Consider the following 22,402-nt stretch of genomic DNA (forward strand, 5'->3'; position numbering starts at 1 on the left):
ATGAGCCTGACCCTCGATGCCACGGCGCCGGAAGCCCGTCACGGCGCCCTGCGCGGGCTGTCCAACCTGCTGTACCGCAAGCCGACGCTGTACCTGTCGCTGCTGCTGGTGCCGCCGCTGCTGTGGTTCGGCGCGATCTACCTGGGCTCGTTGCTGACCCTGTTGTGGCAGGGCTTCTACACCTTCGACGATTTCACCATGACGGTGACGCCGAGCCTGACCTGGGCCAACTTCGCCGCGCTGTTCACCCCGGCCAACTTCGACATCATCCAGCGCACCGTGCTGATGGCCGTGGCGGTGTCCATCGCCAGTGCTGCGCTGGCGTTCCCCATCGCCTACTACATGGCGCGCTACACCAGCGGCAAGACCAAGGCGTTCTTCTACATCGCGGTGATGCTGCCGATGTGGGCCAGCTACATCGTCAAGGCCTACGCCTGGACCCTGCTGCTGGCCAAGGGCGGGGTGGCCATGTGGTTCGTCCAGCACCTGGGCCTGGAGCCGTTGCTGAACCTGCTGCTGAGCGTGCCCGGGGTGGGCGGCAACACCTTGTCGACTTCGAACCTGGGGCGCTTCCTGGTATTCGTCTACATCTGGCTGCCGTTCATGATCCTGCCGATCCAGGCGTCGCTGGAGCGCCTGCCGCCGTCGTTGCTGCAAGCCTCGGCCGACCTGGGGGCGCAGCCGCGCCAGACTTTCATGCAGGTGATCCTGCCGCTGTCGGTGCCCGGCATCGCCGCGGGCTCGATCTTCACCTTCAGCCTCACGCTGGGCGACTTCATCGTGCCGTCGCTGGTCGGGCCGCCTGGCTACTTCATCGGCGGCATGGTCTACGCCCAGCAGGGTGCCATCGGCAACATGCCCATGGCTGCGGCCTTCACCCTGGTGCCGATCGTGCTGATCGCCGTCTACCTGTCCATCGTCAAACGCCTGGGGGCCTTCGATGCACTCTGAAAAAGCGTCCTGGGGCCTGAAGCTTGCGGCCTGGGGAGGGCTGGTGTTCCTGCACTTCCCGATCCTGATCATCTTCCTGTACGCCTTCAACACCGAAGACGCTGCGTTCAGCTTTCCGCCGCAGGGCTTCACCCTGCACTGGTTCAGCGTGGCCTTCGCCCGTCAGGACGTGCTCGATGCCGTGACCCTGTCGGTGAAGATCGCCGCCCTCGCCACGCTGATCGCCATGGTGCTGGGCACGCTGGCGGCGGCTGCGTTGTACCGGCGTGATTTCTTCGGCAAGGAAAGCATCTCGCTGATGCTGATCCTGCCGATCGCCTTGCCCGGCATCATCACCGGCATTGCGTTGCTGTCGGCGTTCAAGACCCTGGGCATCGAGCCTGGCTTCATGACCATCGTCGTCGGGCACGCGACCTTCTGCGTGGTGATCGTCTACAACAACGTCATCGCCCGCTTCAGGCGCACTTCGCACAGCCTGATCGAAGCCTCGATGGACCTGGGCGCCGACGGCTGGCAGACCTTCCGCTACGTGATCCTGCCCAACCTCGGCTCGGCGCTGCTGGCCGGCGGCATGCTGGCGTTCGCCCTGTCGTTCGACGAAATCATCGTCACCACCTTCACCGCCGGTCACGAACGCACCTTGCCGATCTGGCTGCTCAACCAGCTCGGTCGCCCGCGCGACGTACCGGTGACCAATGTGGTGGCGATGCTGGTGATGCTGGTGACCATGCTGCCGATCCTGGGCGCCTACTACCTGACCAAAGGTGGCGAAGGCGTTGCCGGCAGCGGCAAGTGAACACGCGAACAAGAACCTGAGAAAAGGAGCGCTTCATGCAAACCAAACTGCTGATCAACGGCCAACTGGTCGCCGGTGAAGGCGAGTCGCTCGCCGTGCTCAACCCGGCGCTCGGCACCACCCTGGTGGAGATTGCCGAAGCCACGCCGGCCCAGGTCGACACCGCCGTGCGTGCAGCCGATGCGGCGTTCGAAGGCTGGTCCCAGACCGCCCCAAAGGATCGCTCGCTGCTGTTGCTCAAGCTGGCCGATGCCATCGATGCGCACGCCGAGGAACTGGCGCGGCTGGAGTCGAACAACTGTGGCAAACCCTACCAGGCTGCGCTGAACGACGAGTTGCCGGCAGTGGCTGATGTGTTCCGTTTCTTCGCCGGCGCCAGCCGTGTGCTGCAAGGCTCGGCGGCGGGTGAGTACCTGCCGGGGCACACCTCGATGATCCGCCGCGACCCGGTGGGTGTGGTGGCTTCGATCGCGCCATGGAACTACCCGCTGATGATGGCCGCCTGGAAGCTCGGCCCGGCCCTGGCGGCGGGCAATACCGTGGTGCTCAAGCCGTCCGAGCAGACGCCGCTGACTGCCCTGCGCCTGGGCGAGCTGATCGCGGGCATCTTCCCGGCGGGCGTGGTCAACCTGGTGTTCGGCCGGGGCCCGAGCGTGGGCGAGCCGCTGACCACCCATCCCAAGGTGCGCATGGTCTCGCTGACAGGCTCCGTGGCCACTGGCAGCCGCATCATCGCCGGCACCGCCGACACCGTGAAGCGCATGCACATGGAGCTGGGCGGCAAGGCACCCGTGATCATCTTCGACGATGCCGACATCGATGCCGCGGTCGAAGGTATCCGCGCGTTCGGCTTCTACAACGCCGGGCAGGACTGCACGGCAGCCTGCCGGCTGTATGTGCAGAAGGGCGTGTACCAGGCGTTCGTCGACAAGCTCACGGCTGCGGTGGCGAGCATTCGTCTTGGCGAGCAGGACGATCCCGAGACCGAACTGGGGCCGTTGATCACCCAACAGCACCTGGAGCGCGTCAGTGGTTTCGTCGAGCGGGCGCGGCAGGTGCCGCATATCCAGGTCACCACGGGCGGCAAGCGTGCCGACCGGGCGGGGTTCTTCTTCGAGCCGACGGTATTGGCGGGCGCGCAGCAGGACGATGAAGTGGTGCGGCGCGAGATCTTCGGGCCGGTGGTGTCGGTGACCGAGTTCACTGACGAGGCCCAGGCGCTGGAGTGGGCCAACGACTCGGACTACGGGCTGGCGTCGTCGGTGTGGACCCAGGACGTTGGCCGCGCGCACCGGCTGGCGGCGCGCTTGCAGTATGGCTGCACCTGGGTGAACACCCATTTCATGCTGGTCAGCGAGATGCCCCATGGCGGGGTGAAGCTGTCCGGGTATGGCAAGGACATGTCGATGTATGGGCTGGAGGATTACACGGCCATTCGGCATGTGATGATCAAGCACTGATAGGCGATGGGGGCATCCCTGGGAGCCAGCCCAATCCCTGTGGGGGCGGGCTGGCTTTTAGAGTTTGAACAACACCGTTGTCCCCATACGGTACTGAGCGGCAGCAGGGGAGAACCTGCATACCGCCTTGAATCAGTTGCTCGGCCGCTGCTTGGTCGCATCCAGCTCGGCTTTCTTGCCTGTCGTCACTTCAGTGATCTTTGCCGACTTCTCGATCGCCAGGTCGAAGGTTTCCTGCATCTTGGCGATGGCGTCGGTCGGGGTGCCGGCCAGGCCGCCCTTGGCCGCCCAGTCGAAGTTCCACACCCCGGACAGGTTGTCGGCGCCGGGGACGTCATGGGTTTCGATGGCGGTGAACACATCCGGGTGGCGCTGCATGTATTTCGCCGCATCCGACACATTGGCCGGTACATTGCCGGACTTGTTGTCGGCCAGCTTGTCGAGTTCGTCCTTGGTGATGGCCGACTTGCCGGTCTGGCGCATGTAGTCGGCGATCACCTGGCTCGACTTGGCGGTGTCCAGGCGGTTGTCGAAGGCCGAGCTCGAGGCTTTTGGCGTGTTGGACCCGCCACCAGCGGGGGTGATGGTAGACATTGGCGCTGCTCCCGAAACGGAAATGAAGGGTCGTCTTGATGACGGCTCCGGACGGTAGCATGGGCAATTGGCTAGTACTGTGAGGCTTCACAACGATTCACAACAGCTCACAGCTTTCACAGCGCAGGGCGATCACTCCATACCTGGCGGATGCCCGTGGTAGGCCTTGTAGGCGTTGCTGAAATTGGCCGGGTTGGCGTAGCCCAGGCGATAGGCGATCTGCGCGACCTGCCATTTGCGTTGCAGCAGCAGCGTGCGGGCCAGCTCCATGCGCTGCTGGCGCAGGTACTGCAGCATCGACTGGCCGAACACCTTGGCGAAGGCGCGGCGCAGGGTGGTTTCGCCCACCCCGAGTTGCCGGGCCAGGGCCAGGCTGCCGGGCGGATCGACCAGGTCCAGGTCGAGCAGGCGCCGTGCTTCGTGGGCCAGGTCCCGTTGACCCCGTACCGTCGGCGTAGGTGCCTGTGGGCTGCCACCGAGGTGCACGGCCAGTTCCACCAGCAACCCCAGGCTCAGGCTCTCCTGGTGCAGGCGCTTGAGCGTGCCGTGGTAGGGCGAGTGATAGAGCTGCAGCAGCAGGCGACCCAGCGCCGGGCAGCGCTCGAAATCGGTAAAGCGCATGCCGTCGGCGAGCAGCCCGAGCAGGGGTTGCAGGTGTGGGTCTTGCTCGGCCAGTTCGCGCAGGTAGTCGGCACCGACGCGCAGCCCGGCCATGCGCGCGTGGCTGTCGGCGGGTAGCTGGTCGAAGGCTTCCATGTGCTCGCTCAGGCCCAGCGCGTGAGTCTTGCCGCTGAGGTAGTGGTTGAGTCGGCCGTCGACCCGGTGCTGCCATTGGCCGCTGAGCATGTGCACCAGGCACAGGCTGTCGGGCAAAACCTTGTGGATGCGCAGCGGCTCGGGAAACTGCAGGTCGCAGTCGAAGTACTGCAGGTGTGCGCGCACGGTGTGGGCGCGATAGTGACCGATCGCACTGCCCATGACCTGGCTGGCGGCGCTGTCGAGGACGCCCGCCTGGGCCAGCGAGCCTGGGCGGTCGAAGCTGAACTGCATGTCCAGGTAAGGGGTCCAGCGTTCCATCGGCCAAGCCTGTCCATAGGGTGTCGTGGCGGGTGGCGGAATGTTAACGCGAACACGCTTCGGGCGTCAGCCATTGTGCGCAACGGCCTGTTTGTTGTGCGCAGCGGCCAGGCCGGTTGGCAGGCTGGCCCACGCCCCTTTCAATACAAGGCCCCCCAGGATTTCGAGGAGCAAGCAGGATGTCGATTCATCGCAGATGGGCGGCCGGCATGGTCGCAGCATTGGCGCTCGTGGGCGCCATGGCTCAGGCCCAGGAGCGACCATCGGTGGCCGACAAGGTCGTGGCCTATGCCGGCGAGCAGGGCGTGAAGGTCTGGACCCTGCGCATCGGCGATCGCAGCGCCAACGAGGCGCTGGTGCAGGTCGAGGGTGTCGATCACGACTGGAACATGCGCATCCAGAAGATGAACGTCGAGAAGACCGACAAGCTGACCCGCTACTACACCACGGTCGACGGGCAAAAGTTCGCTGCACTGGTGATCCAGGGCTCGAACAGCTGGAGCGCCAGCGAACTGTATCTGCCCGGCGAAGCCCAGGCGCTGAAGATCGGCTACTCGCAGGCCCTGTCCGAACAAGGCAACGCCCAGGCGTTCCTGACCGATTACCTCAATGCCGGTACCCAGTAAGCCATGACCACGCCACAACATCCCGATCCATCCATTTCTCCCGACGAATACGGTCAGTCCCGCGCCGCCCAGCGCGACCGCGTGATCGCCGAACTGCGCCTGATGATCGAGCGAGTGCCGGAACAGACCGAATTCACCAACTCCCGACGCTACAAGCTGTGGGGGCCGATCATGTTGCTGGTATCGCTGGGCATGCTGGCGATGGCCGTCAACATGGGGCGAACCGGGCTGACGGTATGCGCCGGCTTCTTGGTCGTGTTCTCCCTGCTCGTCACCTGGCAGCACCGGGACGCGGGCAAGCAGGTGTTCATGCGTCTGACCCGTCGCCAGCTGTTTGTCGATACGCTCGATGCGCCGATCGAAATGGCCGAGGTGCAAGACATTCTGGTCAAGGACGAAGGCTTGCTGACCTTGCAGAAACTCACGCTCGACTCTAACGCCCATCTGCCCAGGCATCACGTCGCCAGGCTGCAGGTATTCGGCAACCAGGCCATGTCGCTGAAAAAGCCCGAGCCGCATGTACGCATCCACTCTGCCGGGCTGATGACCGGTGGGCGCAAGCTGGGCTGCGACGAAATCGCCGCACTGCTGGGTGCCTACCGCGACGCCGCTTGTGCACAGCAGCAACTGGATGCCCTGCAGGCTGATGGCTGACACCGACCGGGAAACCTTGCTGGCCTGGCTCGGGGCTCACGCGGAGGAGTCCTGCAAGCCTTTGGCGCTGCACGAATCCTCGCGTGGCAAGGCGCTGGCCTGTGCGTTGCTGGCGTTTTCGCTGGTGTTGGTCGGAGGCTGGCTGGCCAGTTTGCCTGCGCAGTGGCAGATGCAATCCGGGCAATGGTTGCTGTGGGTGCCTGGCGTGCTGCTGCTGGTTGCCGGCGTGGCTGGGCTGGCGCTCGCCGAGGGGCTGCGCCGAAGACATGGCAAGTGTGTGCTGAGTGTGACTGACGACTGTGTGCTGTTCGCCAACTCGCACGCGCCGACGCCCTTGTACTGTTTCGATGGGTTCGAAATCGACCAGCGTCACCTGAGCATGACGCTGGTGTTTTCGCTGGCAGCCATCAGCCGTGCGCCGCAGCTTGCGCCTGCCTGCTTCAAGTCACTGGTGGCGCCGGATGCGTGGCCAGTGGCCGGTGGCTTGCGGGTGAAGTTGTGGGTGTGCACGCCGGTGGTGGACGGCCGGCGCGTCGATCTGCAGGCGCTGACCGACCGGCTGTATGTCTGCATGGAAGCAGCCCAGGCGCGGCACACGCTGGGGCAGTTGGATGTGTGATCCTGATGGGCCTTGGTGGAAGCGGCGGTTCGCCGCTGCGACTTGCCCGCGAACACGGGCGTAGCCCATGCCAGGCAGCGCGGTGTCTTTTTCGCGGGCAAGCCCGCTCCTACACAGGCTGTGTAGGCGCCTCAGCCGGCATCAAGGTCGCGATCAACGCCCGTACCGTCCCCGGCAACGCATCCAGCTCGCGTACCAGGATGCTGCGTTCACGCACCGCCCAGGGCTCGTCCAGGGCGATGGTGACCAGGTTCATGGTGTGGCTGTGGCGCACCGCCGCAGACTCGGGAATGATCCCGATCCCCACACCCGCCTCGACCATCCGGCAGATCGCCTCGAAGCTGGACATCTGGATCCGCAGCGCCAGGCTCTGGCCAATACGCTCGACGTGGTCGCGCAGGAACGTCAGCAAGGTGCTGCCGTCATGCAGGCCGATGTGCTGGTAGGCCAGGGTCTGCTTGAGCGTCACCTGGCGGCGGCCCGCCAGCTCGTGACCGGCCGGCACGATCAGCACCAGCCGGTCGGTACTGAAGCGCATCACCTGTAGACCCGCCGCCTCCACGGGCCCGGCGATGATGCCCATGTCGCTGCTGCCATCGAGCACCCCGCGCACGATATCGCGCGACAACCGCTCCTGCAGATCGACCGTCACCCCCGGCCGCTGGGCGAGAAACCCGGCCAGTACCTCGGGCAGGAACTCGGTCACCGCGGTGGTGTTGGCGAAGATGCGGATGTGCCCGGCCGAATCGGTGCCGAACTCGGTGAACTCGGCCTTGAGGTACTCCACCTGACGCATGATCAGGCGCGCATGGGTCAGCAGTTTCTGACCCGCGGGCGTCAGCTCCACGCCACGGCTGTCGCGGTACAGCAGGCGGGTATCGAGCTGCGCCTCGAGGGCCTTGATCCGCGCGCTGGCCGCGGCGGGGGAGAGGAACGCACGGCGCGCGCCTTGGGTGAGGCTCGGCGATTCGCCGATGTGGATGAAGAGCCGCAAGTCAGCCAGGTCGAAGTGCATGGGGAGTCCTGTCGTAGCAGAGGCGTTCGGCATTTATGAACGCTGGTTTACGCAAATGCAAATTCACAGAATGCCGGGCGCCTCGCATGATCGGCCCATAACAACAAATGCAGAGGCCCATGCTCATGACTGCTTCGACTTCGCCCATCGACTTCAGCGCCTGGATCGGCCGCACCGAAGAGGCCTGGGATGTGCTCAGCCGCAACCTGGTCAAGCGCATCGCCGCGACCTTCGGCGAGGCCGCGCCAGGCCATGGTGACGCGCTGCCGCACCTGTGGACCTGGTGCTTCTTCCAGGAGCCGCTGCCGGAGTCGCAACTGGGCACGGACGGTCACCCTGCCCGTGGCGGCTTCCTGCCACCGGCCGACAACCGCAACCGCATGTGGGCGGGCGGGCGGGTCGAGTTCATCGCGCCGTTGAAAGTTGGCGGTGAGGCCCACCGCCTGTCGACCATCCTGCACATCGAGGAAAAGCACGGGCGCACCGGCGCACTGCTGTTCGTCACCGTGCGCCACGATTACTCCCAGGACGGCCGCCTGTGCATCCGCGAGGAACAGGACATCGTCTACCGCGAGCCCAACCCGCCCAAGCGCGGCAGCGGCACGCCGAGCGAGGCGGGCGAGTGGAATGAAACCATCACCCCGACGCCGACGCTGCTGTTCCGCTACTCGGCCATCACCTTCAACGGCCACCGCATCCACTACGACCACCCCTACGTCACCGAGACCGAGGGCTACCCCGGCCTGGTGGTGCATGGCCCGATGATCGCCACCCTCAACCTGCGCGCCTTCGTGCGGGCCCACCCCGACAAGCCCGTGCGCCACTTCGCCTACCGCGGTGTGCGGCCACTGACCCTGCCTGCAGCGTTCCAGGTCAGTGGCTGCATCGAAGCACCCGGCAAGGCACGCCTGTGGGCCGGCAATGCCGACGGCACAGCCCAGAGCGCCGAAGTGATCTTCGACTGACTTCCTTAAGCCTTCGCAGAGAATCCACACATGCACAGCTACGACAGCGATGACCTCAATGCCATCCGCGAGGGCGTGCGCGCCCTGTGCGCCGAATTCCCCGCCGAATACTGGCGCAGGATCGATGAAGAAAAAGGTTTCCCGGAAGCCTTCGTCAAGGCCATGACCGATGCCGGCTGGCTGTCGGCGATGATCCCCGAAGAGTACGGCGGATCGGGCCTGGGCCTGGCCGAGGCTTCGGTGATTCTCGAGGAGGTCAACCGCTGTGGCGGCAACTCCGGCACCATCCACGGGCAGATGTACAACATGTTCACCCTGCTGCGAAACGGCAGCGACGAGCAGAAGCGCTTCTACCTGCCCAAGCTTGCCAGTGGCGAGCTGCGCCTGCAGTCGATGGGCGTGACCGAGCCGACCACCGGCACCGACACCACCAAGATCAAGACAACCGCCGTGCGCCAGGGCGACAAGTACGTGATCAACGGTCAGAAAGTATGGATCTCGCGCGTGCAGCATTCGGACCTGATGATCCTGCTGGCACGCACCACGCCGCTGCCGGAGGTGAAGAAGAAATCCGAAGGCATGTCGATCTTCCTGGTCGACCTGCGTGAAGCGATCGGCAACGGCCTGACCGTGCAGCCGATCGCCAACATGGTCAACCACGAGACCAACGAGCTGTTCTTCGACAACCTGGAAATCCCGGCCAGCAGCCTGATTGGCGAGGAGGGCAAAGGGTTCCGCTACATCCTCGACGGCCTTAACGCCGAGCGCACGCTGATTGCCGCCGAATGCATCGGCGATGGCCGCTGGTTCGTCGAGAAGGCCAGCCAGTACGCCCGCGACCGCGTGGTGTTCGGCCGCCCGATCGGACAGAACCAGGGCGTGCAGTTCCCCATCGCCGAAGCCCATATCGAGATCGAGGCCGCCGACCTGATGCGCTGGCGTGCCTGCGCCGAATACGACAGCGGCGCCAACGCCGGGGCGGCGGCGAACATGGCCAAGTACCTGGCGGCCAAGGCCTCGTGGGAGGCGGCCAATGCCTGCCTGCAGACCCATGGCGGCTTTGGTTTCGCCAACGAATACGACGTCGAGCGCAAGTTCCGCGAGACCCGCCTGTACCAGGTGGCGCCGATCTCCACCAACCTGATCCTGTCGTACGTGGCCGAGCACCTGCTCGAGCTGCCGCGCAGCTTCTGAGGAGCCGACCATGCGTGATACCCAAGCCCTGGCCAGCTTCCTGGCCGACCTGCGCTACGAGGCCATCCCCGGCGCCGTGCTGGACCGCACCGAAGACCTGTTTCTCGACTGGCTCGGCTCGGCCCTGGCCAGCCAGGGATCGCACCCGATCCCGCTGTTCGAGCGTTACGCCGAACGCATGGGGCCCGCCTCGGGCCGTGCGCGCGTGCTGAGCAACGGCCGGGGTACCTCCGCCTATTTCGCCGCCCTGGTCAACGGCGCCGCCTCGCACCTGGTCGAGCAGGACGACCTGCACAACAGCTCCGTGCTGCACCCGGCCACCGTGGTGTTCTCCGCCGTGCTGGCGGCCGCGCAAGACCTGGGCAAGTCCGGACAGGACCTGCTGCTGGCCTCGGTGGCCGGCTACGAGGCCGGCATCCGCATCGGCGAATTCCTCGGCCGTTCGCACTATCGGATCTTCCACACCACCGCCACGGTCGGCACCCTGGCTGCCGCCGTGGGCGTGGGCAAGCTGCTGGACTTCAACCAGGAGCAGTTCATCAATCTGCTCGGCAGCGCCGGCACCCAGGCTGCGGGGCTGTGGGAGTTTCTGCGCGACGCCGCCGACTCCAAGCAGCTGCACACCGCCAAGGCCGCCGCCGATGGCCTGCTCGCCGCTTACCTCACCGCCGATGGCCTGAGTGGGGCGCGCAACATCCTCGAAGGCGACCAGGGCATGGCCGCAGGCATGTCCAGCGATGCCGACCCCGCGCGGCTCTCCGACCGGCTCGGCACACGCTGGGCGCTGGCGGAAACCTCGTTCAAGTTCCACGCCTCGTGTCGTCACACCCACCCGGCGGCTGATGCATTGCTGCACCTGATGCAGCGCGAGGAGCTGGGCCATGAGCAGATCGCCGAAGTGATCACCCGCGTGCACCAGGGCGCCATCGATGTGTTGGGGCGGGTGACCACACCGACCACCGTGCATCAGGCCAAGTTCTCCATGGGCACGGTGCTGGGCCTGATCGCCGTGCATGGCAGTGCGCAGTTGCTGGAGTTCCGCGACCTGGCGCTGACCGATCCGCGCATCGCCGCGTTCCGCGACAAGGTGCGCATGCAGCTGGACCCTGAGGTGGACGGTGCCTATCCGGCGCGCTGGCTGGGGCGGGTCGAGGTGCGCTGCGTCGATGGCCGGCAGTTCAGCGCAGCCATCGACGAACCCAAGGGCGATCCGGGCAACACCCTGTCGCGCCCAGAGCTGGAGGCCAAGTTCCAGCGCCTGCTGGCCTATGCCGGGCAGCGCAGCGAGGCCGAGGGCCGAGCGCTGATCGAGCGCGTCTGGCAACTGCGCGACGCGCAGTCGCTGGCGGACCTGCATTGAACACCGAACAGGAATTTGCCATGACCCAATCCGCTCCCCGCCCGCTGGACGGCATCACCGTCGTCAGCCTGGAACATGCCATCGCCGCGCCGTTCTGCACCCGCCAACTGGCGGACCTGGGCGCGCGCGTGATCAAGATCGAGCGCCCCGGCAGCGGCGATTTCGCCCGCGGCTACGACCAGCGTGTCGATGGCCTGGCCTCGCACTTTGTCTGGACCAACCGCTCCAAGCAGAGCCTGACCCTGGACCTCAAGCAGGACGAGGCGGACGACATCCTGCTGGCGCTGCTGGCCAAGGCCGACGTGCTGGTGCAGAACCTCGCACCAGGTGCGGCGGCGCGCATGGGGTTGTCGTTCGAGGCCCTGCACGCGCGCTTTCCGCGGCTGATCGTCTGCGATATCTCCGGCTACGGCGAAGGTGGCCCGTACGAGAAGAAAAAGGCCTACGACCTGCTGATCCAGAGCGAGGGCGGTTTTCTCTCGGTGACCGGCGGGCCGGGCGAGGAACAGATGGCCAAGGCCGGATGCTCGGTCGCCGATATCGCTGCCGGTATGTATGCCTATACCGGCGTGCTGTCGGCGCTGCTGCTGCGTGACAAGACCGGTATCGGCAGCCGCATCGACGTGTCGATGCTGGAGAGCCTGGTGGAATGGATGGGCTACCCGATGTACTACGCCTACAACGGTGCGCCGCCACCACCGCGGGCGGGCGCGTCGCACTCGACCATCTACCCGTACGGGCCATTCCCCACTGGCGGTGGCGGCACGATCATGCTGGGGCTGCAGAACGAGCGGGAATGGCAGCTGTTTTGCGAGAAGGTCCTGCTCGACCCGGCGCTGGCCAGCGATGCGCGGTTCTCCGCGAACTTCCGTCGCTCGGAGAACCGCGAGGTGCTGCGCCAGATCATCATCGACGGCTTTGCCGCGCTGTCGCTGGACGAGGTGGTGGCGCGTCTTGAGGACGCGCAGATCGCCAACGCCCGGGTCAATGACATGCAGGGCGTCTGGCAGCACCCGCAGCTCAAGGCCCGCGACTGCTGGCGCGAGGTCGACAGCCCGGCTGGCAAGCTGCCGTCGCTGCTGCCGCCGGGGCGCAACGCCGCCTTTACCCCGCGCATGGACCCGGTGCCGGGGCTGGGCCAGCACAGCGCAGCGATTCTCGAGGAGCTGGGTTTCTCGGTCGAAGACCAGGCCCGGCTGGCGGCTGCTGGTGTCGTTTGATGACAAGGAGTGATTGCTGATGCCGCAAACCATCGTCCGTTCCGCGCTGTTCGTGCCGGGCAGCCGCCCCGAGCGTTTCGCCAAGGCCCTTGCTGCCGGTGCCGATGCTGTCATCGTCGATTTCGAGGATGCCGTCGAGGAGCCGCTCAAGCGCCAGGCGCGCGACAACCTCGCCGCCTTTCTGGCAGCCCATCCGCAGGCGCGGGTGTGGGTCAGGGTCAACGCCCCGGAGCATGCCGGGCATGCCGATGACCTGGCGTTCTGCGCGCAGCAGCCCGGCGTCAGCGCCGTGCTGCTGCCCAAGGTCGAAAATGCCGCCCAGGTGGCGGTGGCCTGGCGCACCGGCAAGCCGGTGCTGCCGATCATCGAGACGGCCAAGGGCTTGCTGGCGCTGGAGCGCATTGCCGGTGCCGAGGGGGTCGAGCGTTTGTCGTTCGGTAGCCTGGACCTGGCGCTGGACCTGAACCTCAACACCGACAGCGCCTCGGCCCAGCGCTTTCTCGACCAGGCGCGCATGGCGGTGCAACTGCATTCGCGCGGCGCCGACCTGGCGCCCCCGCTGGACGGGGTGTTCCCGGCCATCGGCGACCCGCAGGGGCAGCAGCGGGCCATGCGCCATGCCTACGACATGGGCTATGGCGGGGCGCTGTGCATCCATCCCAGCCAGGTGCCGTTGATTCATGGCGTGCTGGCGCCGAGCAGCGAAGAGCTGGCCTGGGCACGGCGGGTGGTGGACGCCAGTGTAGCGGCCAAGGGCGCCGGGGCGTTCCAGCTCGATGGACAGATGGTCGATGCGCCGGTGCTGTTGCGGGCGCAGCGGCTGTTGGCATTGTCCGAAAGCACCTAGGCCTTTCGCGGGGCAAGCCGGTGCCCGACACCGCGGTGTCCTTTTCGCGGGCAAGCCCGCTCCCACAGGAGCTGGGCTGGTTTAAGACTTTGAACAAGACAGTGGCAGGTACAGCGCTGACTCTGGGCTAAACGCTGTACCTGTAGGAGCGGGCTTGCCCGCGAACACCGGCAAAGCCGGTGCCATATCCACTGATGTATCTGTGGGAGCGGGCTCGTCCCGCGATCACCGGCATAGCCGGTGCCATCCCCCAGCCACCCAGGAGCGTTCACCCCAGCCAAACGCAGGCTTACACAAAAGCAGATTCTCGAAACACGCCCGATTGGGCCATCGTACCCTTGGCAACGCTTCCCTGCTGACCCCTTCCAACAACAATAAAAGGTGACACCGATGTTGAAGCTGACCCAGGCGCTGTTTTGCGCCGCCGCCGTGTCCATGGCCGGGCTCGCCCAGGCTGCCGATCCTGTGATCATCAAGTTCGCCCACGTGGTGGCCGACAGCACGCCCAAGGGCCAGGGCGCGCTGATGTTCCAGAAACTGGTCGAGGCCGACCCGCAGCTCAAGGGCAAGGTCAAGGTCGAGGTCTACCCCAACTCCTCGCTGTTCGGCGACGGCAAGGAGATGGAAGCCCTGCTGCTGGGTGACGTGCAGATGCTCGCGCCTTCGCTGGCCAAGTTCGAGCACTACAACAAGCAGGTGCAACTGTTCGACCTGCCGTTCCTGTTCAACGACCTCGCTGCCGTCGACCGCTTCCAGCAAGGCCCGCAGGGCAAGGCGCTGCTGACCTCGATGGAAGACAAGGGCATCCGTGGCCTGGCCTACTGGCACAACGGCCTCAAGCAACTGTCGGCGAACAAGAAGGTGATCCTGCCCAAGGATGCCCGCGGCCTGAAGTTCCGCGTGCAGGCCTCCAGCGTGCTCGAAGAGCAGTTCAAGGCCATTCGCGCCAACCCGCGCAAGATGAGCTTCGCCGAGGTCTACCAAGGCCTGCAGACCGGCACCGTCAACGGCACCGAGAACACCTGGTCGAACTACGAAAGCCAGAAGGTCAACGAAGTCCAGCCGTTCTTCACCGAGACCAACCACGGCCTGATCGACTACATGGTGATCACCAATGCCAAGTTCTGGAACAGCCTGCCTGAAGATGTGCGCAGCGAGCTGCAGACGATCATGGACAAGGTCACCGTCGAGGTGAACAAGCAGGCCGAAGAGCTCAACCAGGCTTCGCGCCAGAAGATCATCGACGCCAAGACCAGCGAGATCGACCCGCTGACGCCCGAGCAGCGCGCCCAGTGGCGTGAAGCCATGCGCCCGGTGTGGGACAAGTTCTCCGACCAGATCGGCGCCGACCTGATCAAGGCTGCCGACGACGCCAACAAGCCGTCCTGATCGCTTCCATCGCCCATGGCCACCTGCAGCGCAGGTGGCCCGGCTTCCTTATGTCCGGAGAATGCCCATGCACAGGATCAGACGCGTCTGGGAGCACTTCGAGGAGGGCATGATCGCCTTCCTCCTGGCGGCCATGACCTTGATCACCTTCATCTACGTGGCGCTGAACAACCTCTACACCCTGTTCTACAGCCTCAGCGACCACTGGAGCTTCGCCAGCGAGCTGCTGCTCGACATCGGCGACCACTTGATGGGCTACGCCCAGGAAATGACCTGGAGCATCGCCCTGACCAAGGCGCTGTTCGGCTGGCTGATCTTCTTCGGCATCGCCTACGGCGTGCGTACCGCCGGCCACCTTGGCGTCGACGTGCTGGTGCGGCGCACACGCAAGCCGGTGCAACGCATCCTGGCGATGATCGCCTGCGCCTGCTGCCTGGCCTATGCCGGGTTGTTCCTGGTTGCCAGCATCAAGTGGGTGAATGCTGTGTTCGTCGCCGGCATCGGTGCCGAAGACCTCGACCGCTACGGCATCAAGATCGGCCACATCGCGCTGATCGTGCCGTTCGGCTTCGCCCTGATCATCGTGCGCTACCTGGAAATCCTCTACCGCATCTTCACCCACCGCCAGACCGGTCTAGGCCTGGCGGATGAAGCCGCAGAGGCGAGCAAACTGGCCAACCCGGGCGAGGAGTCACACTGATGACCGTTATCTGCCTGTTCCTGCTGCTGTTCGTGTTCATGTTCCTCGGCGTGCCGATCGCCATTTCCCTTGGCCTGTCGGGCGCGGTGTCGATCCTGCTGTTCAGCCAGGACTCGCTCAGCTCGCTGGCGATCAAGCTGTTCGAGACCTCCGACAGCTACACCTTCCTGGCGATCCCGTTCTTCCTGCTGTCGGGCGCGTTCATGACCACCGGCGGCGTTGCCCAGCGCCTGATCGATTTCGCCAACGCCTGCGTCGGCCACATTCGCGGCGGCCTGGCCATTGCCGCAGTGCTGGCGTGCATGCTGTTCGCCGCGCTGTCCGGCTCCTCGCCCGCCACCGTCGCCGCCGTCGGCTCCATCGCCGTGGCCGGTATGGTGCGCTCGGGTTATCCGAAGGAGTTCGGCGCCGGGATCATCTGCAACGCCGGCACCCTTGGCATCCTCATTCCGCCGTCTATCGTCATGGTGGTGTACTCGGCCGCCACCGAAACCTCGGTGGGCAAGCTGTTCATGGCCGGTGTGATACCCGGGATCCTGCTCGGCCTCGCCTTGATGGTGACCATCTACATCGTCGCCCGCGTCAAGAAACTCCCCGCCCAGCCGCGTGCCAGCTTCGCCGAATGGCTGCGCACCGCCCGCCGCGCGTTCTGGGGGCTGTTGCTGCTAGTGATCATCCTCGGTGGTATCTACAGCGGCATGTTCACCCCGACCGAAGCGGCCGCGGTGGCGGCGGTGTACTCGGCGTTCATCGCGCTGTTCGTCTACAAGGACATGCGCCTGCGCGACTGCCCCAAGGTGCTGCTCGAGTCCGGGCGCCTGACCATCATGCTGCTGTTCATCATCGCCAACGCCATGCTCTTCGCCCACGTGCTGACTACCGAGCAGATTCCCCAGCAGATCACCCAGTGGGTGCTCTCCGAAGGCCTGACGCCGATCGGCTTCCTGATCATGGTCAACGTGGTGCTGCTGGTGGCGGGGAGCTTCATGGAGCCTTCGGCGATCATCCTGATCCTGGCGCCGATCTTCTTCCCGATCGCGATGAAGCTGGGCATCGACCCGATCCACCTGGGGATCGTGATGGTGGTGAACATGGAGATCGGCCTGGTGCATCCGCCGGTGGGGCTGAACCTGTTCGTGACCAGTGCGGTGACTGGATTGACGCTGGGGCAGACGATTCGTGCGGCGCTGCCGTGGTTGTCGATTCTGTTGCTGTTCCTGGTGCTGGTGACCTATGTGCCGTTTATTTCGCTGGCGTTGCCGGAGTGGTTGGGGATGCCGTAGGGGCGGTTGGCATTTCGGACCAAAGGCGCTGACGCTGATCGTCAGCGCCTTCTGGTCGCAGCCCTCAGGAGCCTTTGATCTTGGCGAATCCATGGGTGACGGAGATCAAACGCATACTCAGTCCGAATTCTTCCACGGGGCCTTCGTAGACCGCTCGATGGATACCAGCGCCGAAATACTTCACAACGGTTCCGACATCAACAGGGGCATTGTGCAGCGGCTTGCCGTCTTTGTCATAGATGACCACACGGCTATAGCCCAACGAAGAAGAGAAGCAATCCAGCGCCAGATAGTTTGTGGGGTTGGCGAAGGTCAGTTCAAAGGAGGCATCAGTTCCGCTATGTCCGGTTGTTCCGTGGACAAGGATGCTGTTTTGGCCGTTGCTGTCTTCCAGCACTATGAATTTAACGTTGTTGCCACTGGAACTCAGCGTGAGCATGTATCCCAGCCTTTGCTCTTCACCTTTGAGTTCACTACCGCGGTTCAGATCCTTAAAAGAATCAGTGATGTAGGGTATTTGGGAGTTCTTATAAAGCTCATTCATCTTGGTCATCGTGTGCTCCTGAAGGGCGAACCCCTGAGTTTCGGTTGGGATAACGACGAACGCATGAGGGCTGGCTGTATTCCAGGCTAAACAAGAAGGAGACCTACCCGCCCATACAGGCTTGGGGTTCATGTTGGTGAGGAATAACAGGGCCGGCAACTGGCAGACTTGTCAGTTGCCGGTTGCCTGTAGGGCTTCTATGTTCAGCGATTTTGTCTGCATTTGGCTTGAGTCGGCTGCGAGTACTCACAAAGCCAGCGCCCTGTGCCGGCAGGGCAGGAGCATTCAGTCATACAGCCACGGCTTGAGCTCGGCCAGGTTGCTGATGACCACCTGCTGTACCAATTCACTCCGTGGCTGTCATCCTGCTGCTGTTGCTGTTGCTGTTGCTGTTGCTGTTGCTGTTGCTGTTGCTGTTGCTGTTGCTGTTGCTGATGACCTACGTGCCTTTCTTTTTGCCGGCGCGCCCTGCGCCGGGTCGGATAATCGACCGATATCGGTGCGGAATGCTGCGCAGCAGAATCTTGGGTTCCTACTGACACTCAGGCACTGAACGCATGCAGCAACTGACTGATCACACTTACGATTTCATCGTCTGTGGCGCCGGCACCTCGGGGTGCGTGGTCGCCGCCCGCCTTGCCGACCAGCCCGGCGCCCGGGTCCTGCTGATCGAAGCCGGCAGTGCCTACACCGGCCCGGAGGTCACCGACCCCGCGCAATGGCCGGCGAACCTCGGTTCCGAGCGCGACTGGGGTTTCGAGGCGCAACCCAACCCCGCCTTGAACGGCCGCCGCATGGCGTTGAACATGGGCAAGGGCCTCGGTGGCGGCTCCAGCATCAACGTGATGGTGTGGGCGCGCGGGCACCGCACCGACTGGGACCACTTCGCTGAGGAAAGCGGCGATCCTGGCTGGGGCTACGAATCGGTGCTCGGCTACTACCGCCGCATCGAAAACTGGCAAGGCCACCCCGATCCCCTGCGCCGCGGCTCGACCGGACCCGTACACGTCGCCCAACCTCGCGCGCCCCAGGCCCTCGCCTTGGCCACCCTGGAGGCCGCCAGCCAACTGGGCACCCCCCGTTTCGACAGCCCAAACGGCGAGATGATGGAAGGCTCCGGCGGCGTCGCCATCGCTGACCTGCGCATCAAGGAAGGCAAGCGTGACTCGGTGTACGACGCTTATATCGTGCCGCGGCTGCACAACCCGAACCTGCACATCCTTACGCAGGCGCTGGTGGCTCGCGTGTTGTTCGATGGCCGTAAGGCGAGAGGTGTCGAGGTCGTGGTCGAAGGCCAACTGCAGCGTTTCTACGTGACGGGTGAAGTGATCCTGTCGATGGGCGCGGTGAACACCCCCAAGGTGTTGATGCAGTCCGGCATCGGCCCGGAAGCCGAGTTGCGTGCGCACGGCATCCCGTTGCTCAACCCATTGCCAGGCGTGGGGCAGAACCACCAGGACCACGTCGCCTTCGGCTGCACTTGGGCGTACTCGCAGCCGCAGCCAGTCGGCGGCGGAGGCTGCGAGGCGACCCTGTACTGGAAGAGCGACTCCCGCCTGGACGCGCCGGACTTGCTGCACTGCCAACTGGAATTCGCCGTACCTTCACCCCCCGAGGTCGGCATTGCCCCGCCGGCGCAGGGGTGGACGATGTTCGCCGGCTTGGCTAGGCCCGTCAGCCGCGGGCAGTTGCGGCTGTCGGGCGCTGGTGTGCTCGACAGGATGCTGATCGAGCCGAACACCTTGAGTGCGCCTGAGGACATGGCCGCCGCGTTGGCTTCGGTCGAGATGTGCAGGGAGTTGGGGAACCATCGGGCGTTTGCCGGGTTGGTGAGCGGGGAGGTCGTGCCTGGGCCGCAGGATAGGCAGGGGATGGAGCGGTTCTTGCGCAACTCGGCGGTGAGTTTTTGGCATCAGTGCGGGACGGCGAAGATGGGCCAGGATGAGATGGCAGTGGTGGATCGCGCGTTGAGGGTTTATGGGGTGAGCGGGTTGCGAGTGGTGGATGCTTCGGTGATGCCGCGGATCACGGTGGGGAATACGATGGCGGCTTGTGTGGTGATTGGGGAGCGCGGGGCGGATCTTTTGATGGGCAGTCGAGCGGTGTTGTAAGGGGGCTGCTGATACGCAGCTTTCGAGGGGACGGGGGGCGTGCGCTGTTGGCATTCTGTGTCGGCACGCGCGGACATTCAGTCTTCCAGCCACGTCTTGAACTCGGCCAGGTTGCTGATGGCCAACTGCCGTGGCAATTCAACCCGTGGCTGCCGGGACTGGATCTGTGAAGTTCACCGATCGTTGCGTAGCGACGGTGAATGAGCCGTCAGTTCCGCCAGAGACTGTGGCGCTACCGCATTCGTCAGAGCATGAGCCGCCGAGGGAACTGTCGGAATAATGCACCGATGGAGCGTGTACTTCGCAGTTTGAAATCAGAGTGGATACCGAGCACGGGCTACCTGACCGGGCAACAAGTTCAACGAGACATTGGCCAATACCTGATGAGCCACTACAACTGGATCCGACCTCATCAGTTCAACGATGGACTGGCTCCGGCGAAAGCTGAAGAAAAACTCAAAACCGTGTCCGGGATGAGTTGACCACTACAAAATGTCTACGGCGTCGCGGGCTGACCAGTACCTCTGCCGTGCTCTGTAGGAAATTTCCTACAGAAAAACTTCCTATCGCTCTCAATAATCACCTCATCTACCGTAATCGGCTTATCCAGGCGATGCGTCTAACGATCCAAGCACTTGAAAAGTTAATGCGGGGGCAATAGTTGAATCCTCTGCGCGTGCAGCGATAGTTATTTTAAATTTGTGAAACCATCAATCAAAATATGAACTCATGCAGCGCTGGCTGTAAGAAAATTATTTGAAATGAGGTGCGGGGAAAGTGGAGAGCGGTGACGATTTTAGCGTGATAGATGAGCTGATTGAAGAGCGGTCGGATTCGCTTCTTTCAGCGGTGAAATTTGTTTGTAAGTTTTATAATAAAGAAGTCAGTGAGGCTGTTTTATACGCGGGTCTACCGCGTGGTAAAGCGTTGTCGCCGATCGCGGCAGTGCGGATGCTTGAACAGGTAGGTATGAAGGCCGGCTGGGTTCAGCGTTCACTTGATCAGATTTCTGATTATTTGTTGCCCGTTGTGCAAGCCTGTGGAGATGGACGTTACTGTGTCATTCTCCGGAAACATACAGATAAAGGTAAATGGGTATACGATGTTGTTTTTCCAGAGCATGGAGGACGGGTCGTTATCGATGAGGCAGAGCTGCTGAAGCAGTGTACGGGGTACTTTTTATTGGTCGGCGCCGTTCCGAAATTGGAGGCGTGCAGTCAAGACGATCTACTGTATACCAAGCCCAGCCAATCCCATTGGTTGCTGTCCGTCATCTGGCGTTTTCGATTTTACTTTTACAGTGCCGCGCTTGCGGCGTTGCTGGCGAATATCCTGACGTTGGCCATCACTTTTTTCACCATGAACGTCTACGACCGCGTTGTGCCTACGCAGGCGTATGTATCGTTGTGGTCAATGGCAATCGGTGTGTTGATCGCGATAAGCCTTGAATTTGCTTCGCGGCAGATTCGTGCATATTTACTGGATGTGGCGGGAAAAAAAGCGGATTTGATTTTAGGGGCCAAGTTATTTCGCCAGGTCATGGCGGTGCGATTAGAAAGCAAACCGGGGTCTTCTGGGGCATTTGCCAACCAATTCCGTGAATACGAGTCCGTGCGGGACTTCATCACCTCGGCCACACTGGCGACATTGTCAGACTTGCCTTTCTGTCTTATGTTCCTCGGCATTATTTATTGTATTGGCGGGGCGCTGAGTATTATTCCGCTGTTGGCAGTGCCTTTGATTGTGCTGGTGAGTATTGCCTGCCAATGGCCGTTGTCACGTTATATGCAGGAAAACTTGCGAGAGATTTCTTTGCGACAAGGATTGTTGATTGAGACGCTGGAAGGCATGGAGGCATTAAAGGCTTCGCGTGGCGAAAGTGTTATGCAGAAACGTTGGGATGATTTTAGCGCACTCGCTACTGCATCTGCGATGAAAAGTCGGTTCTTATCAAGTCTAACCACTAACTTCGTGATGTACGTGCAACAGATGGTCACGGTACTGATCGTCTTAACCGGTGTCTATATGATTCATGACGGCCAGCTTACAATGGGCGCGATGATTGCTGTGGTCATCCTCTCGGGTCGGTCGCTGCAACCATTAGGCGCCGTGGTGGGGTTGGCGCTGCGTTATCAGCAGGCTAAAGCGGGTATGAAGTCGCTGAGTATGCTGATGAGCCTGCCGGTGGATCGGGACCCGCAGGCAACCTTTCTCCCTGCGCCTAACCTTGAAGGTCATCTTAGTCTGAAAAAAATCAGTTATGTTTATCCGATGCCTGGAGTCGTGGCGCCTCCGAAAGCGCTGGACAACATCAATTTAACCATCGCACCGGGTGAACGGGTAGTAATACTTGGCAATATTGGCAGCGGAAAATCTACGCTACTCAAACTGATGGCGGGACTTTATAGGCAGAGTGAAGGCCGCTTGGCGTTGGATGATATTGATGCATCGCAAATAGACCCTGCCGATTGGCGGTCGCTCGTGGGGTACGTAGGGCAGGACTGCCAATTGTTCTTCGGCTCTTTGCGCGAAAACGTGATGATTGGTAATCCGGGTGCAACTACCCAGCAATTTCTGCGCGTCGCCAAAATCACCGGATTGGACAAAATCGCTTCACGCCATCCTTCGGGTTATGACATGCCGATTGGTGAGATGGGGCGTAACTTGTCTGGTGGGCAAAAGCAATTGATCGCGCTGGCCCGTTGCTTGATGCTGGAGCCCAAGGTGCTCTTGCTGGATGAGCCTACCAGTGCGATGGATGGTTTAAACGAGGCTCAGTTCATTGAGCAGTTGGGAAACTTGAGTGCCTCGCACACCTTAGTAATCGTGACTCACCGTATGTCGATGCTCAGTATCGTCCAGCGTCTTGTCGTGATTGAGAATGGATGCATTGTCGCTGATGGTCCTAAAGAGCAAGTGCTTGTGGCGCTGAATGGTCAGCATCGATCGCCCGAAGATACTCACCTCGGCACATCTCAATGATAGGGCGTTCTGCTT

Annotated in this window: 21 protein-coding genes and 1 pseudogene; 18 read left to right on the forward strand and 4 right to left on the reverse strand. The window is 63.0% G+C overall.

The window, feature by feature from the left end:
• The 3 genes from HU748_RS22910 to HU748_RS22920 are packed head-to-tail and all read left to right on the forward strand — an operon-like array spanning position 1 to position 3,207.
• Positions 1-951: an ABC transporter permease gene (locus tag HU748_RS22910; protein ID WP_186670363.1), complete on the forward strand. Its 951-nt coding sequence runs from the start codon at positions 1-3 to the stop codon at positions 949-951.
• A complete protein-coding gene (locus HU748_RS22915; RefSeq protein ID WP_186711580.1) occupies positions 941-1,747 on the forward strand; it encodes an ABC transporter permease in 807 nt (268 codons plus the stop codon). Before HU748_RS22910 ends, HU748_RS22915 begins: the two co-directional genes overlap by 11 nt.
• A 35-nt stretch (positions 1,748-1,782) precedes the next feature.
• On the forward strand, positions 1,783-3,207 hold the full coding sequence (locus HU748_RS22920) for a gamma-aminobutyraldehyde dehydrogenase (protein WP_186670367.1): 1,425 nt from the start codon (positions 1,783-1,785) through the stop codon (positions 3,205-3,207).
• Positions 3,208-3,339: 132 nt separating this feature from the next.
• On the opposite strand, the gene HU748_RS22925 is transcribed toward HU748_RS22920, so the two are convergent.
• Entirely contained in the window at positions 3,340-3,801 is a 462-nt protein-coding gene (locus tag HU748_RS22925) for a hypothetical protein (protein WP_186670368.1), read from the reverse strand.
• 132 nt (positions 3,802-3,933) lie between these two features.
• Entirely contained in the window at positions 3,934-4,878 is a 945-nt protein-coding gene (locus HU748_RS22930; protein WP_186670369.1) for an AraC family transcriptional regulator, read from the reverse strand.
• 179 nt (positions 4,879-5,057) lie between these two features.
• Here HU748_RS22930 and HU748_RS22935 point away from each other — a divergent pair, with 179 nt between their 5' ends.
• Genes HU748_RS22935 through HU748_RS22945 form a run of 3 tightly spaced genes read left to right on the forward strand, consistent with a single transcriptional unit; the run spans position 5,058 to position 6,777 of the window.
• A complete protein-coding gene (locus HU748_RS22935) occupies positions 5,058-5,504 on the forward strand; it encodes a hypothetical protein (RefSeq protein WP_186670370.1) in 447 nt (148 codons plus the stop codon).
• A 3-nt stretch (positions 5,505-5,507) separates the two neighbouring features.
• Entirely contained in the window at positions 5,508-6,158 is a 651-nt protein-coding gene (locus HU748_RS22940; protein WP_186670371.1) for a hypothetical protein, read from the forward strand.
• Positions 6,151-6,777 carry a hypothetical protein gene (locus HU748_RS22945; protein ID WP_186722051.1) on the forward strand — a complete coding sequence of 209 codons (627 nt, stop codon included), beginning with the start codon at positions 6,151-6,153 and terminating at the stop codon, positions 6,775-6,777. Before HU748_RS22940 ends, HU748_RS22945 begins: the two co-directional genes overlap by 8 nt.
• 109 nt (positions 6,778-6,886) lie before the next feature.
• Here HU748_RS22945 and HU748_RS22950 read toward each other — a convergent pair whose 3' ends face one another.
• Entirely contained in the window at positions 6,887-7,792 is a 906-nt protein-coding gene (locus HU748_RS22950) for a LysR family transcriptional regulator (protein ID WP_186722053.1), read from the reverse strand.
• Positions 7,793-7,917: 125 nt separating this feature from the next.
• On the opposite strand from HU748_RS22950, the gene HU748_RS22955 reads away from it, so the two are divergent.
• The 8 genes from HU748_RS22955 to dctM all read left to right on the forward strand — a co-directional run bounded on the left by HU748_RS22955 (position 7,918) and on the right by dctM (position 16,750).
• Entirely contained in the window at positions 7,918-8,757 is an 840-nt protein-coding gene (locus HU748_RS22955; protein ID WP_186722055.1) for a MaoC family dehydratase N-terminal domain-containing protein, read from the forward strand.
• A gap of 30 nt (positions 8,758-8,787) precedes the next feature.
• The gene (locus tag HU748_RS22960; RefSeq protein ID WP_054895253.1) at positions 8,788-9,951 is read left to right on the forward strand and encodes an acyl-CoA dehydrogenase family protein; all 1,164 of its coding nucleotides are present in this window, start codon (positions 8,788-8,790) and stop codon (positions 9,949-9,951) included.
• A 10-nt stretch (positions 9,952-9,961) separates the two neighbouring features.
• A complete protein-coding gene (locus tag HU748_RS22965; RefSeq protein ID WP_186722057.1) occupies positions 9,962-11,311 on the forward strand; it encodes an MmgE/PrpD family protein in 1,350 nt (449 codons plus the stop codon).
• Positions 11,312-11,331: 20 nt separating this feature from the next.
• Positions 11,332-12,531: a CaiB/BaiF CoA-transferase family protein gene (locus HU748_RS22970; RefSeq protein ID WP_186722059.1), complete on the forward strand. Its 1,200-nt coding sequence runs from the start codon at positions 11,332-11,334 to the stop codon at positions 12,529-12,531.
• Positions 12,532-12,550: 19 nt separating this feature from the next.
• A complete protein-coding gene (locus HU748_RS22975; RefSeq protein WP_186722060.1) occupies positions 12,551-13,378 on the forward strand; it encodes a CoA ester lyase in 828 nt (275 codons plus the stop codon).
• Positions 13,379-13,768: 390 nt separating this feature from the next.
• Positions 13,769-14,767 carry a TRAP transporter substrate-binding protein gene (locus HU748_RS22980; RefSeq protein WP_186722062.1) on the forward strand — a complete coding sequence of 333 codons (999 nt, stop codon included), beginning with the start codon at positions 13,769-13,771 and terminating at the stop codon, positions 14,765-14,767.
• Between the two features lie 67 nt (positions 14,768-14,834).
• Positions 14,835-15,467: a TRAP transporter small permease gene (locus HU748_RS22985; protein ID WP_186722064.1), complete on the forward strand. Its 633-nt coding sequence runs from the start codon at positions 14,835-14,837 to the stop codon at positions 15,465-15,467.
• Positions 15,467-16,750: a C4-dicarboxylate TRAP transporter large permease protein DctM gene (gene dctM, locus HU748_RS22990; protein ID WP_186670429.1), complete on the forward strand. Its 1,284-nt coding sequence runs from the start codon at positions 15,467-15,469 to the stop codon at positions 16,748-16,750. The genes HU748_RS22985 and dctM overlap by 1 nt, the downstream gene beginning before the upstream one ends.
• A 64-nt stretch (positions 16,751-16,814) precedes the next feature.
• Here the strand turns inward: dctM and HU748_RS22995 are convergent, their stop codons facing one another.
• Positions 16,815-17,303 carry a hypothetical protein gene (locus tag HU748_RS22995; protein WP_186722066.1) on the reverse strand — a complete coding sequence of 163 codons (489 nt, stop codon included), beginning with the start codon at positions 17,301-17,303 and terminating at the stop codon, positions 16,815-16,817.
• A gap of 344 nt (positions 17,304-17,647) precedes the next feature.
• Here HU748_RS22995 and HU748_RS23000 point away from each other — a divergent pair, with 344 nt between their 5' ends.
• The 4 genes and pseudogenes from HU748_RS23000 to HU748_RS23015 all read left to right on the forward strand — a co-directional run bounded on the left by HU748_RS23000 (position 17,648) and on the right by HU748_RS23015 (position 22,387).
• Entirely contained in the window at positions 17,648-17,833 is a 186-nt protein-coding gene (locus tag HU748_RS23000) for a hypothetical protein (RefSeq protein ID WP_186722068.1), read from the forward strand.
• A gap of 18 nt (positions 17,834-17,851) precedes the next feature.
• Complete coding sequence (locus HU748_RS23005) at positions 17,852-19,405, forward strand: GMC family oxidoreductase N-terminal domain-containing protein (protein ID WP_186722070.1); 1,554 nt, start codon at positions 17,852-17,854, stop codon at positions 19,403-19,405.
• A gap of 203 nt (positions 19,406-19,608) precedes the next feature.
• Positions 19,609-19,887 (forward strand): annotated as a pseudogene (locus HU748_RS23010) (integrase core domain-containing protein); the annotation flags it as partial.
• 295 nt (positions 19,888-20,182) lie between these two features.
• Positions 20,183-22,387, forward strand: coding sequence for a type I secretion system permease/ATPase (locus HU748_RS23015; protein WP_186722072.1), 2,205 nt, complete (start codon positions 20,183-20,185; stop codon positions 22,385-22,387).
• Positions 22,388-22,402 lie beyond the last annotated feature (15 nt).

The organism is Pseudomonas sp. RW3S2, from assembly GCF_014268955.1.
In the GTDB taxonomy this organism is placed as follows: Bacteria; Pseudomonadota; Gammaproteobacteria; order Pseudomonadales; family Pseudomonadaceae; genus Aquipseudomonas; species Aquipseudomonas wayambapalatensis.

Coding starts and splice junctions, on each gene's coding strand:
- HU748_RS22910 (WP_186670363.1), top strand. CDS start 1: ATGAGCCTGACCCTCGATGCCACGGCGCCGGAAGCCCGTCACGGCGCC.
- HU748_RS22915 (WP_186711580.1), top strand. CDS start 941: ATGCACTCTGAAAAAGCGTCCTGGGGCCTGAAGCTTGCGGCCTGGGGA.
- HU748_RS22920 (WP_186670367.1), top strand. CDS start 1,783: ATGCAAACCAAACTGCTGATCAACGGCCAACTGGTCGCCGGTGAAGGC.
- HU748_RS22925 (WP_186670368.1), bottom strand. CDS start 3,801: ATGTCTACCATCACCCCCGCTGGTGGCGGGTCCAACACGCCAAAAGCC.
- HU748_RS22930 (WP_186670369.1), bottom strand. CDS start 4,878: ATGGAACGCTGGACCCCTTACCTGGACATGCAGTTCAGCTTCGACCGC.
- HU748_RS22935 (WP_186670370.1), top strand. CDS start 5,058: ATGTCGATTCATCGCAGATGGGCGGCCGGCATGGTCGCAGCATTGGCG.
- HU748_RS22940 (WP_186670371.1), top strand. CDS start 5,508: ATGACCACGCCACAACATCCCGATCCATCCATTTCTCCCGACGAATAC.
- HU748_RS22945 (WP_186722051.1), top strand. CDS start 6,151: ATGGCTGACACCGACCGGGAAACCTTGCTGGCCTGGCTCGGGGCTCAC.
- HU748_RS22950 (WP_186722053.1), bottom strand. CDS start 7,792: ATGCACTTCGACCTGGCTGACTTGCGGCTCTTCATCCACATCGGCGAA.
- HU748_RS22955 (WP_186722055.1), top strand. CDS start 7,918: ATGACTGCTTCGACTTCGCCCATCGACTTCAGCGCCTGGATCGGCCGC.
- HU748_RS22960 (WP_054895253.1), top strand. CDS start 8,788: ATGCACAGCTACGACAGCGATGACCTCAATGCCATCCGCGAGGGCGTG.
- HU748_RS22965 (WP_186722057.1), top strand. CDS start 9,962: ATGCGTGATACCCAAGCCCTGGCCAGCTTCCTGGCCGACCTGCGCTAC.
- HU748_RS22970 (WP_186722059.1), top strand. CDS start 11,332: ATGACCCAATCCGCTCCCCGCCCGCTGGACGGCATCACCGTCGTCAGC.
- HU748_RS22975 (WP_186722060.1), top strand. CDS start 12,551: ATGCCGCAAACCATCGTCCGTTCCGCGCTGTTCGTGCCGGGCAGCCGC.
- HU748_RS22980 (WP_186722062.1), top strand. CDS start 13,769: ATGTTGAAGCTGACCCAGGCGCTGTTTTGCGCCGCCGCCGTGTCCATG.
- HU748_RS22985 (WP_186722064.1), top strand. CDS start 14,835: ATGCACAGGATCAGACGCGTCTGGGAGCACTTCGAGGAGGGCATGATC.
- dctM (WP_186670429.1), top strand. CDS start 15,467: ATGACCGTTATCTGCCTGTTCCTGCTGCTGTTCGTGTTCATGTTCCTC.
- HU748_RS22995 (WP_186722066.1), bottom strand. CDS start 17,303: ATGACCAAGATGAATGAGCTTTATAAGAACTCCCAAATACCCTACATC.
- HU748_RS23005 (WP_186722070.1), top strand. CDS start 17,852: ATGCAGCAACTGACTGATCACACTTACGATTTCATCGTCTGTGGCGCC.